This is a genomic window from Bacillus sp. FSL H8-0545 (assembly GCF_038006105.1).
Taxonomy (GTDB): domain Bacteria; phylum Bacillota; class Bacilli; order Bacillales; family Bacillaceae_G; genus Bacillus_A; species Bacillus_A cereus_U.
In genome coordinates this window covers 1,594,070-1,606,478 of sequence record NZ_JBBOUO010000001.1, presented here as the reverse complement: position 1 = coordinate 1,606,478, position 12,409 = coordinate 1,594,070, and the positions used below count along the sequence as shown (strand labels likewise).

The following is a 12,409-nucleotide window of genomic DNA, read 5'->3' as shown; positions in this document are numbered from 1 at the left end:
AATTATTACAACAAAAAAGCTATGCTCTCATAAATTTGAAAGCATAGCTTTTTTCCATATTAAATCATAAGGATATCTCGAATTTCTTCCTCCGTTATTGAAGACAGTTTTTCTTCCCCCGGCTCAATAATTTCAGCAATTAAATTTTTCTTACTCTCTTGTAACTCGTGCATTTTTTCTTCAATTGTTCCATGTGCTACTAACTTAATCACTTGCACTGTATTTTTTTGTCCCATTCGATACGCTCTATCCGCTGCTTGTTGTTCAACAGCTGGATTCCACCATAAATCGTACAATATAACTGTATCTGCACCCGTTAAATTTAGTCCTGTGCCACCAGCTTTTAACGAGATAAGAAATAAATCCCCTTCTCCTTCGTTAAAACGATTGCATAGCTCTACACGTTCTTGCGCTGGTGTACTCCCATCTAAATAAAAGTATGGAATGGCTTGACGGTTTAATTCTCGTCCGATTATTGAAAGCATCTTCGTAAATTGAGAAAATATAAGAATTCTCTTCCCTGTACTTCTGCATTCCTCCAAAATTTCTAGCAGCTGATCAAATTTAGCTGAACTACCTTTATAGTCATCAACAAACAAAGCTGGATGACAACAAATTTGCCGTAGTCTCGTTAAACCAGCTAAAACCCGAATTTTATTTTTACGTAACGTATCTTTATCCAAATGTTTTAACGTTTCTTCTCTTAACTTTGCTAAATAAGCTGCGTAAAGCCTCTTTTGATCTGGTAAAAGTTCTGATGATTGTAAGTGCTCAATTTTTTCTGGTAGCTCCTGTAATACATCTTCCTTTAACCTTCTTAACACGAAAGGTTTTACTCGCTTCGCAATATCTTCACGTCTTAAATCACCGAACTCTTTTCTTCCTGGTAATAATTCTGGGAAGACGACGTGGAAGATAGACCATAGCTCTTCTAATGAATTTTCTACAGGCGTTCCTGTTAGTCCAAAACGGTACTCCGCCTGAACTGTTTTTACTGCTCTTGCAGTTTGCGTCGTATGATTTTTAAATGCTTGTGCTTCATCAAGAAATAGCGTATGAAATGGCATTGCATATAATCTTATATCTCTTCTTAGTAAAGGATAGGACGTAATGACTACATCAAATTTCGTTACATCTTTTAAAACTTTTCGGCGCTCTTCTTGATTTCCATCTGCAATAACAGCTCTAATATGTGGAGCGAATTTTTTTAACTCGCTAAGCCAGTTGTAAACAAGGGAAGACGGAGAAACAACTAATATAGGCAGTTTCTTCTCTCGAATTTCCGGCAAAACAGAGTCTATAAAAGCAATACTTTGCAACGTTTTCCCTAGTCCCATATCATCAGCTAAAATACCGCCAAAACGATAATAGGCAAGTGTTTTCATCCACTGGAATCCGTATGTTTGATACTCTCTCATTATCGCATCTAAGCCACTTGGCACCGCAAACTTCAGCTTTTTAGGGTTTTGAATGTTCTCTACCAATTCTTGAACAGACTCATCTAAACTTAATACGTTTCCTTCTTGCAGTGAATTCATCCATTTCACACTACGAATAAGAGGGACATCTATTTCTTCGCCCTTTAAAAATTCTTTTCGAATACTAGATTCTTTTATAAACTGATTAATATCATTAAACTCTTTACTCTCAAGTGATAGTAGAGCACCACTTGCTAAACGATAATATTTTCGTTTCTCCTCAAGAGCGACTAATACCCCTTTAATTTCTGCCTCCGGAATACCCTTTATATCAAAGCGAAATGATAACCAATCAATTCTCTCTTTCCTTCTAACTCTTATAAGAGGAGCTGTATCTCCTTTATGAATTCGTAATTTGATTGCTGTCGTCGCATAAATATCAACTAAACCTTTTAACGTTGGAACAGCGTGATATAAAAAGTTATACTCAGCTTCTTCATTATGCATAAAATAACCGCCTTCTGTCTTTGCAAAGGCACCTTCACTCATAATGTCTAAAATCTCTTTTTCCTTTTTTTCATCACGATTAAAAACAGATGGCTGCCCATCCTCTTCTAACGGATTAATCACGACGTTTCCATAATGAAATTCGAGACCTGCTAATAAGCGATTTTTCACTCGATCTAAATATAATTTCGCTTTTAATGCGGGTGTTTCAACACGATCTGATACTACCTCATCTATTCGCACAGTTCCTAGCTTCATTAACCCTGGTACAACTTTTGCTACAAAGTGTTCCATCTTATCTGCTGGAATATACAACTGGTTACTACTAGAACGATTCATCATTTTTTGTAATTCGATAAGCCGCTTACAATCCTCAGCATTCAACTGATGCAGTTTCCCTCCAAATAGAGCATAACTATACGTATCCATTACTTCTACTTGTTGTAAGCCGTCAATATAAAGTGTAAACCCACCGTTACTCCCTTTATTAAACTCAAAATGTAAAGGCAGTAGTCCTTTTGAAATTTGTAAACCGTGAAAAGATTGTCCATCTTGATTAAGTCTCACACACTCAGTTTTAGAAAGTAAAGAAAGCATATCCATCCACGAAGCTGGCGGTATTAAAATCATGCTATCATCTTGTTTTGCGTGTACTTCTAGTGTATCTTCATACATTTTTTCATTATGATACATTTTAATAAGTTGCTGAATAATCGCATCCGTTTCTTGCTTGAAGCTATGTACATCTGGTGTGTATGTAAATTCATTGGAACAATTAAAAGCCTCTCTTTTCTCCACTTTAGAAAGAAATTCTCTAATATGATTTACGAAATACGTTTTGGCGATCTTCAACTGAACCCCAAGAAGTGCCCCACCATTTTTCGTAACTACTGGTGTACAATTAAACTCAATATCAAGTATTTCACGTGTATCAAAACGGTGTTGTTTACTTTTTGGCCTCAGTGGTTGTTCTGCAAACAACTGAAACATCCCGCTTGTTAATTGTTCATTTCCGCTCATGTTTCCGCTACTAATAGGCAGCATTCCACCGGTTTGCTGATTATAATTTATTTGTATCAATACTGCCGCAACATGTTGACAGTACGTTTGAAAAGACGCTAATGAAGGACAACTACATTTCGCAACAACATCACCTTTTTTAGCTTTTTCTACTGTAACATGAAAATCTTCGTTCCCTTTTACCGTCGCCTCGCAAATTTCTTTATTTTCATCATAATGATTTATTATTACTTTATTTGATTTATAATAAGCTTCGCCTCTTTTATATGAGGTCTCTCCGCATACTTCTTTAATAATCGATTTATTTAATGTAAAACTCATTATTTTGACACTTCCTTAATGTAAAACCATTTTCTCTTACTTAACATTTTACATGCTATAGGCAAAAATATAAAATGTAGATTTAACAAATAAGATGATTACTTATAAGCATCTCAGACTGTAGACAAATAGGGTTTCAGCGTGGAGATGTGTGTGCCAAATTTTGAGGTGGGAGTCTTACTGTCCATAAATAGCGAGATAAAGTAGGTAGTTTATATATTTACATTGGTACCTTTATACAAAACTGCTATTGCGGCTGCTATAAGGATTATCCCCATAAAAGCAGGTGCGGCATGACCAAGTGATACATAAATTTGACCTCCAATGATCGGCCCAATCATTCTTGCTAAAGCTTGAATAGATTGGCTACCTCCTTGAATCCTTCCTTGTTCACTAGAATCGACAGACTTTGAGAGCATCCCATTGAATGAAGGCCCAAAGATCGAATCACCAAAACCAAATATAAACATTCCAGCGATAAGAAACGGATAAAATGAGAACACAGCCGATGCTGCAATAAGACTGTAACCTATAATCTCCGAAACCATTCCGAGAATTGCTATCTGTTTATCAGTAAGTTTTGTCAAAAGTTTCGGCATTACGAAACCTTGTGAAATGATATCTTGGAAGCCCATAATTGAAAACATAAGTCCGATTAACGCAGGCTTCCAACTAAAAGTATCCATTGTAAATTGTGAAAAAATTGCCTGTAAAGATCCGTTTGGTATCCAAAGTAAGAACGCTGAGACAAGTAACCATTTTAAATTTTTCATGGAAAGTATGTTTGCAAGCTGCGTAAATGGATTCAATCTTACAAAGGTAATCTCTTTCAGTCTATTACTCTTTTCAAGGCTCTCAGGCATATATAAGATTCCATAAACAACATTTAATAAAGTTATTATTGCTCCAAAATACATAGGTACAGAATAACCAAACTTAGCAAGGAATCCACCTATAGTTGGGCCAATGACAGTGCCTACACCTACAACCGCACTCACCCATCCGAAGTATTTTGTTCTCTGTTCTGGAGGAATGATGTCTGCAAAATATGCAAAAATAGTGCTTATGCTCCCGCCTGTTATGCCTTCTATTATGCGCCCAGCAAAAAGGACCCATAGAGCTCCTCCTATTCCAAAAACTAAGTACCCGATTGCGGAACCGAAAAGGCATACTAAAAGTAATGGACGACGCCCATATTTATCGCTTAAAGCTCCAAGTGCAGGGGCGGCAAAAAACACGCAGACTGCATAAACAGAGGTTAACAGCGTAACAACTATAGCTTGTTCTCCCGAATTACTTGTATACTGCTGCACTAAAAATGGGACGACAGGTATTATAATACTGAAGCCTATTCCGCAAAGAAACACAGAGATGAGTCCGAATATTAAAGCGTGTTTATCTATGGGTTGTTCCGTATTATGTTCATTATGTGATCTGAATTTGGACATTTAAATTCTCTCCCTAAAAGTTTTTTGTTTCCTTGTCAACAAAATTATAACAGTAAAAAGGCAGTCCATTATTGGACTGCCTTTAGTTTCATTTTCATTATTCAAATTTATTACGACTTAATATGTACACCTTGTTTCTTTATTTCTGCATCCAAATGCCTACTATACTTTTCCACGAAGCTAAGTATACTATCAAATTCTTCCTCATTCATCTGCTCAAACACGGCCTTATCCCGCTCTTGAAACTCGTTGTGCAGGTCCTCATGGATTTTATAAATTACTTTTCCTTGTTCAGTAAGCCTAAAATAGATTTCTTTCTTGTTATCCGACTTCTGATAGCTTTCGATAAGGCCTTTTTTTATGAGCTTCTTAGTTATTCTACTTATTGCACCGCGAGTCATATAAAAGGACTCCGCAAGTTTTGTCACGTTGGAATCTACATTTTTTTCAATGTATTCGATGCAATGTACTTCAGAAGAATTATAACTCTTAAGACTCTCTTCCATCTTATCCTTATTAAGCCAAACTATTTTGTTATATAAATCCCTGAAACCCACTATGACTTGTTCTTCTTTGTTCATGGCCTGTCCTCCTCTCCGTTGGTGCATTAACAATATTATATTTATTTTTTGTTTCTATTCCAACAATATAAAAATAATTATATTAGGAATTGAACTATATGTGAAAAAAGAGAGTCAAAAGACGTTTAAACATCGAGAAACTAAGCGTCATGCTGTTCAAGTGTATTGACACATGAACAAGACTTTGTCTACAGTCTAAAATACTTACTTATAAGCATTTTTCACTCTATCTCCATCAACCGTTTCGCTTCAAAATACAACACTTGAATAAATTTCTTCGTATTAATTCGTATATGCCCAGAAGCCGCTACTTCTTCCTTTGTCATTTCTGTCATTCGTTTTCTAACTACAGTGAAATCAAAAAATTTCGGAGCATAGCTTTCAAATTTCGGATTTGAAAAGTCTGTTAATCCAAGGGAAGCTAAGTGATTTAACGATTGATAAATCGCTCTACGTACTCTTTGTTCAGATGCTTTTCTCTCCTTATCTATATGTGTATCTGAAGCTATATTCTCTAATTTCCTTATAGTTATATGGTGAAAAATATCTTTTAACGCAGGAAATCCAAATTCAAATGTTTGTGCTTTTTCTTGTCCATATAAATATTCCAGCATACTAAGTAAATCTTTACTTCCATTCTCTCCCGCAATACCGAGTTCTGATAATAAATAGCGTCCTGAATCTGCTATTCTTTTTCCTTCTTGCATTGGCTCATTTCGAACTTGCGGCTGTTCCCACTTAAAAACGTTATTCAATGATTTTTGAATATCATGTATAGAGCGCTCTAAACGAATACGTTCCATTACTTTACGTACAACAGATATAACCTCAATTTTATTCAATGGTTTTGTAATATAATATTCAACACCAAGTGTATACGCCTCACCAATAAGCTGTTTCGATTCCACTTGAGAGATCATAATGATTTTCCCTGAAAAAGAGGATGCAATATGGCGAACTGTTTCAATCCCATCTCGCATGGGCATTAATAAATCAATAAATAAAATATCTACTTTTTTAAAATTTAGTTGATCTGCTTCAATAAAAGCTCCGTCTTCCGATTCTCCAATTACTTCCCCAAGATCGCCATCTTCAATGATTTGTGAAAGCATGGATCGGAAAACTTCATCATCATCTACGATATAATAAAACAACTTTATTCCCCTTCCTGCTTTAAACTGCACTCCGGTAAACAAACGACAAACTTACACCCTTCACCAGTTTCCAGGTCTTCCAATCTTACTTCTCCTCCGAGCTCTGTTACCATTTCGTTTATGTAAGAAAGTCCAATTCCTGTTGATGGTGTTCCCGTTTGATCATACTTTGAAGTAAATCCTGGCTTAAATACTAGTTTTTTATATTTTTGCGCAATACCAGGCCCATCGTCAATTACTTCAAAAAATATACGTTTATCAAGTTTATATAACTTAATAATGATAGCACCACTACCCTCAATTGCTTCAACCGCATTTGCAACTAAATTATTAAAAATTGATAAGACCGTATACACATGATATTCTGCATGCTCACCTTCAATATGTTTAGAAAAACGTATTTCTTTTTCCAACATTTCAGCGTACTTCTCATTTATTCTCACAATCATTTCCGCAAGCTCATGTCCTTCTACATACTCAGCTACATTTTTATCTAATAACAGTTTAGATAATCCCGCAAAAATCCTTTGATTATCCTTTTTTATTTCGTGCACTTCTCCCGCTATTTTCAATGCTGTTTTACTACTTGAATCATCGTTCGCTTGTAAATTCCGATATAATTGATACGCTTCTTGTGTAATTAACTCCGCATTTTGTAACGTTTTTTTCAAATGAACAGATTCCACATATAAGTTAGAAAGATGCATCAACATATTTTCATTTTCTTTTCGAACTTGTGATTCTTTTAATTTCGTTTCATACAAATTCATCATATTTAAAAAACCAAGCGCAAAGAAACTACGGAAAATAGCAATAATGATTAGCTTATTCACTTCAGAAATTGTTATCGTTGTACCAAGTACTACCATATGATAAATTGCAAGTTCTGACATACTTGCAATAATTTCAATTGTAATCCCAAGGTAGCCAATTATAATTGGCTTCTGATGGAACTTATTCACCCTACAAAGCGAAAAAAGACTTCCATAAATAAAATAATAAAAGAACACAGGATAGCGCAAATAAAATGATTCTGTCATATAAAAAGACCCTTGCAACACCCAGTCAAGACATACACGGAATAAGACTACAGATATACCAACAAGAATACCTGCAACCGCCGCTGGTATTCTTCTTAAAAATAGTAATAAAAAGAAGAAAAGCGGTGTCCCAAAGCTAACGCGAAACGTATCGTTGAAAGGATGAAAATTTAGCTCTCCAGCAATTGGGACAACAATCATTAAAATAATTAAAAGAGATATATCTTTCTTCCATAATTGATTCCAATTCAAAGATGCCACTTCCTATGTATTTTTTCAAAAATGTAAACGGAAAGCCCGCTTATTATAATAAACGGGCTTTTTTTCTATATTCTAACCTTTTCTACCGCTTTTATTTGACGATACTCAGGCTTCCATATTGATTCTTTCACTGCAATTTTGATATCGTTATCACTTAAGTTCTCTCTAGCAACACCTTCTGCAACTGCAACTTTCGCTACTTCAATTGCAACCATTTCAGAGATATTACGTAACTCTTCCACTTCTGGTAAGATAGGTGCACCTGGCTGACTTGTATCTACCATACTTGCAACCGCTTCTGCTGCCGCCGCAAACATACCGTCTGTCATTACGCTTGCACGCACAACAATTGTACCAAGACCTAGCCCTGGGAAAATAAGTGCGTTATTTGATTGCCCGATAACATACGTTACACCATTGTATGTAACTGGATCAAACGGACTTCCTGTTGCAACTAACGCTCTTCCTTCTGTCCACTCGATTAAATCTACTGGTTTCGCTTCAGCAAGTGGCGTTGGATTCGACATTGGTAAAATAATTGGTCTTTCTACATGAGAAGCCATTTCTTTAATAATCTCTTCTTTGAATGCACCAGCAACAGTTGATGTACCGATTAAAATTGTCGGTTTTACATGTTTCACAACTTCAGCAAGTCCGATAGCATCACTTTGTTTCCAATCCTTCACTTCAGCTTCTTTTCTTGCATATGGAACTTGGAAATCAAGAAGATCTTCCATATTATCTGTAATTAACCCGTTACGGTCAATACACCAGAAACGCTCATGTGCTTCTTGCTCTGATAATCCTACGCGAACCAGCGCATCTCTCACTTGATCTGCGATACCGATTCCAGCTGTACCCGCACCAAACACAACTACTCGGTGTTCATTTAAAGGTACACCAGAAGCTTTCACTGCCGATAATACTGCAGCAAGTGAAACTGCACCTGTACCTTGAATGTCATCATTAAACGTACATACATCATGACGGTATTTGTCTAAAATTTTTCGTGCATTACGAGAACTGAAATCCTCCCAATGTAAAAGTGCTTTCGGGAACTTATTGCCTACAGCTTGTACAAATGTATCAATAAATTCATCATAAGCTTCACCAGTTACACGTGGATGGCGATTTCCAATATAAAACGGATTGTTTAATAGATCCTCACGGTTTGTACCTACATCTAAAATTACAGGTAACACGCGACTAGGATCGATTCCAACTGCGGCCGTATAAACAGCTAGCTTTCCAATCGCAATGTTAATACCACCAACACCCCAGTCACCAATTCCTAATATGCCTTCTCCATCTGTTACAACGACTAAGTCAATATTTTCAGCTGTTGCACCGATATTTGAGAACGCTTCTTCAATACCCGAAGGATCGTTAACTGATAAATAAACACCGCGTGGTTTACGATATTCATGGCTATATCTTTGAATTGCTACACCAACAGTAGGTGTATATACGATTGGTAACATTTCACGTAAATGCTCTGTTAAAATACGATAAAATAATACTTCATTTCGATCATGTAACGCTGTTAAGTATACATTCTTTAATAAATCATCCGGCTGAGAACAAAATTGCTCATACGCTCTACGCGCTTGTTCATCTAGCGTTAAAACTGCTGGTGGTAATAACCCTTTTAAACCTAATTCTTCTCTTTCTTCTTGCGTGAAAGCTACCCCTTTATTTAAAAGTGGTGTTGATAATACTTCTACTCCTCTTAATGTCGTTTCTAACGAACCATTAGAAGCCACTGTAAACTTACTCATAACATCCCTACCTCTATTCATATATAACATTTCTATATTGTAAACAAAAAAGAGGGGATTGTCCCCCTCTTCTTTTAATTTTTCTTTAAAAGAGTTGCTCCTGCAATCCCTGGGTGTGTCATTTCGAATGGATCTAGAATTAACTCTAATTCTGCTTGTGACAATACACCATTTTTTACACATAGTTCTCGAACGGATTGCCCTGTCGCAATTGCTTCTTTCGCAACGCGAGCTGCTGCTTCATAACCGATATGAGGGTTCACGGCTGTAATAATTCCTACACTCTTCTCAACGTACTCTTTTAAGCGATCTTCATTCGCTTCAATTCCTTTTAAGCAATTATCTGTAAAGGCACGGAAACCGTTATTCATAATGCTAATAGATTGAAGTAAGTTGAAAACAAGTACTGGTTCCATAACATTTAATTCTAATTGTCCTGCTTCTGAAGCAAGGCAAATTGTATGGTCGTTACCAATTACTTGGAACGCAATTTGATTAATTACTTCTGGCATAACAGGGTTTACTTTCCCTGGCATAATAGATGAACCTGGTTGACGAGCTGGTAGCATAATTTCCGCTAATCCAACGCGTGGACCTGATGCCATTAGTCGAAGGTCGTTCGCAATTTTAGACATATTCATCATACATACTTTAAGTGCTGCAGATACTTCAGTGTACGCATCCGTATTTTGGGTTGCATCTACTAAATCTTCTGCACCAACAAGTGGTAGTTCACTAATTGTAGCTAAATGTTTTACAACTGCTTCAATATATTCTGGATCTGCATTTAAGCCTGTACCAACTGCAGTTGCTCCCATGTTTACTTCATATAGATGTTGACGTGATTGCTTGATACGTTTCATATCACGTTCAAGTACGCGAGAATACGCTTTAAATTCTTGTCCAAGACGAATTGGCACAGCATCTTGTAAATGTGTACGACCCATTTTAATAACATGATCGAACTGTTCTGCTTTTAATTCAAATACATCATGCATATAACCCATCGTTTGTAATAAGCCTTCTAATGCATTTAATGTTGCAATATGAATCGCTGTTGGGAATGCATCGTTTGTTGATTGCGCCATATTTACATGACTGTTTGGACTAATATAATCATAGTCTCCCTTTTCCATTCCTAATAATTCAAGGGCACGATTGGCAATGACTTCATTTGCGTTCATATTCATTGAAGTTCCTGCACCACCTTGAATTGGATCAACGATGAAATGATCATGCCATTTCCCCTCAAGGATTTCTTGTGATGCTTCTGCGATAGCACCACCCTTTTTCAATTCCAATCTTCCTACATCTGCATTAGCAAGTGCTGCCGCCTTTTTTACAATTGCTAACGCTTTAATTAAACCTTCATGGACTTTGTATCCTGTAATTGGGAAATTCTCTACTGCACGCATTGTTTGTACACCGTAGTACGCATAATTTGGCACTTCTTTTTCACCTAAAAAATCTTTTTCAATTCGTACTCCATTTTTAGCTTCAGTTAATGTTGCCATGATTCTTCACTCCTTAACGATTTCTTATGCTGCTTTTGTTTGTTTGACTGTTTCTACATATTGTTTTGCTTTCTCATCATCGAATTCGCCTTCCCACTTCGACATAACAATGGCAGCTAATGCATTTCCTAATACATTGACAGCTGAGCGAATCATATCTAAAATACGGTCAATTCCCGCAATTAATGCGATGCCTTCTAGCGGTAATCCCATTGATCCTAACGTTGCTAATACAACAACGAATGATGCCCCCGGAACTCCCGCCATACCTTTGGATGTTAACATGAGAACGAATAATAACGTTATTTGCTCTGTCAGTGACATGTGTATACCGTACATTTGTGCAACAAACAATGCCGCTAACGCTTGATAAATAGCTGACCCAGTCAAGTTAAATGTATAACCTGTCGGAATTACGAAAGAGGCAACTGCCTTTGGACAACCGAACTCTTCCATCTTTCTCATTATATTAGGTAAAACAGCTTCTGAACTTGCTGTCGTAAATGAAAGAATAAGTTCTTCTTTTAAAATTTTCATTAATGTAAAAATGTTTACTCCTACCATTCGTGCATTAATACCTAATACAATCACAACGAATAGTATAACAGTTACGTATACAGCTAGCACTAGTTTTCCTAAAGGAAGTAGTGTGGACACACCAAATTTTGCAACCGTAACAGCAATTAATGCGAATACACCAAATGGTGCAAATTTCATAACTTGATTTGTAACCCAAAACATCGCTTCGAGTACACCTTCAAAAAAGTTAAAAACAGGCTTTCCTTTTTCTCCAATTGCCGCAACTCCTAAACCGAATAGTACTGAGAAGAATATAATCGGTAATAAGTCACCTTGTGTAATAGACTCAAATATATTTTTCGGTACAATATGAACAATCGTTTCAGCAAAACCTTTCTTCTCTGTAGCATCTGCTGTTTGTTTATAAGAAGAAATATCACTTTGCTGTAAATTATTCATATCAACGCCAGTACCTGGTTGGAATATATTCGCTGCAAGTAATCCCATTAAAATAGCAATCGTCGTAATGATCTCGAAATAAAGAATTGTCTTACCGCCCAGTTTCCCAAGCTTTTTCATATCTCCTACACCAGCTACCGCAACAATTAATGCTGAAATAACAATAGGTACTACAATCATCTTAATTAAGTGAATAAATATATCCCCAACTGGTGTGATATAAGAAATCGCCGTTTTATTGCCATAAAAGATTGCCCCTACTACAATCCCTAAAACAAGTGCGACAAAAATTTGTGTTGCCAATCCGAATTTTTTCATTTATGTTCATCCCCTTTATGCGAACGCTTTCATTTCGTATTTATAAAAGCTTACTCACACATCATATAGGC

General features: G+C 36.3%; 8 protein-coding genes. All 8 read right to left on the bottom strand.

The annotated features are described in order from the left end of the window. Nucleotides 1-59 precede the first annotated feature (59 nt). On the bottom strand, nucleotides 60-3,266 hold the full coding sequence (locus MHI07_RS08505; protein ID WP_340823071.1) for an SNF2 helicase associated domain-containing protein: 3,207 nt from the start codon (nucleotides 3,264-3,266) through the stop codon (nucleotides 60-62). Nucleotides 3,267-3,478: 212 nt separating this feature from the next. Beyond that, nucleotides 3,479-4,714, bottom strand: a complete 1,236-nt coding sequence (locus MHI07_RS08500) for an MFS transporter (protein ID WP_340823069.1) — start codon at nucleotides 4,712-4,714, stop codon at nucleotides 3,479-3,481. Between the two features lie 110 nt (nucleotides 4,715-4,824). Continuing rightward, entirely contained in the window at nucleotides 4,825-5,295 is a 471-nt protein-coding gene (locus tag MHI07_RS08495) for a MarR family transcriptional regulator (protein ID WP_215581262.1), read from the bottom strand. A gap of 221 nt (nucleotides 5,296-5,516) precedes the next feature. Then, nucleotides 5,517-6,449 (bottom strand): response regulator, encoded by a 933-nt coding sequence (locus tag MHI07_RS08490; RefSeq protein ID WP_078180913.1) that lies wholly within the window; start codon nucleotides 6,447-6,449, stop codon nucleotides 5,517-5,519. A gap of 2 nt (nucleotides 6,450-6,451) precedes the next feature. Next, a complete protein-coding gene (locus MHI07_RS08485) occupies nucleotides 6,452-7,750 on the bottom strand; it encodes a sensor histidine kinase (RefSeq protein ID WP_078173115.1) in 1,299 nt (432 codons plus the stop codon). A 65-nt stretch (nucleotides 7,751-7,815) separates the two neighbouring features. Then, nucleotides 7,816-9,528, bottom strand: a complete 1,713-nt coding sequence (malS, locus tag MHI07_RS08480) for an oxaloacetate-decarboxylating malate dehydrogenase (RefSeq protein WP_002158403.1) — start codon at nucleotides 9,526-9,528, stop codon at nucleotides 7,816-7,818. Nucleotides 9,529-9,602: 74 nt separating this feature from the next. Beyond that, nucleotides 9,603-11,042, bottom strand: a complete 1,440-nt coding sequence (gene aspA / locus MHI07_RS08475; protein ID WP_078180912.1) for an aspartate ammonia-lyase — start codon at nucleotides 11,040-11,042, stop codon at nucleotides 9,603-9,605. A gap of 24 nt (nucleotides 11,043-11,066) precedes the next feature. Then, nucleotides 11,067-12,338: a cation:dicarboxylate symporter family transporter gene (locus MHI07_RS08470; protein WP_002158405.1), complete on the bottom strand. Its 1,272-nt coding sequence runs from the start codon at nucleotides 12,336-12,338 to the stop codon at nucleotides 11,067-11,069. Nucleotides 12,339-12,409: the final 71 nt, after the last annotated feature.

What these genes read in the sequence shown, in the direction of transcription:
- MHI07_RS08505 (WP_340823071.1), bottom strand. Translation starts at nt 3,266, where the DNA reads ATGAGTTTTACATTAAATAAATCGATTATTAAAGAAGTATGCGGAGAG.
- MHI07_RS08500 (WP_340823069.1), bottom strand. Translation starts at nt 4,714, where the DNA reads ATGTCCAAATTCAGATCACATAATGAACATAATACGGAACAACCCATA.
- aspA (WP_078180912.1), bottom strand. Translation starts at nt 11,042, where the DNA reads ATGGCAACATTAACTGAAGCTAAAAATGGAGTACGAATTGAAAAAGAT.
- MHI07_RS08470 (WP_002158405.1), bottom strand. Translation starts at nt 12,338, where the DNA reads ATGAAAAAATTCGGATTGGCAACACAAATTTTTGTCGCACTTGTTTTA.
- malS (WP_002158403.1), bottom strand. Translation starts at nt 9,528, where the DNA reads ATGAGTAAGTTTACAGTGGCTTCTAATGGTTCGTTAGAAACGACATTA.
- MHI07_RS08495 (WP_215581262.1), bottom strand. Translation starts at nt 5,295, where the DNA reads ATGAACAAAGAAGAACAAGTCATAGTGGGTTTCAGGGATTTATATAAC.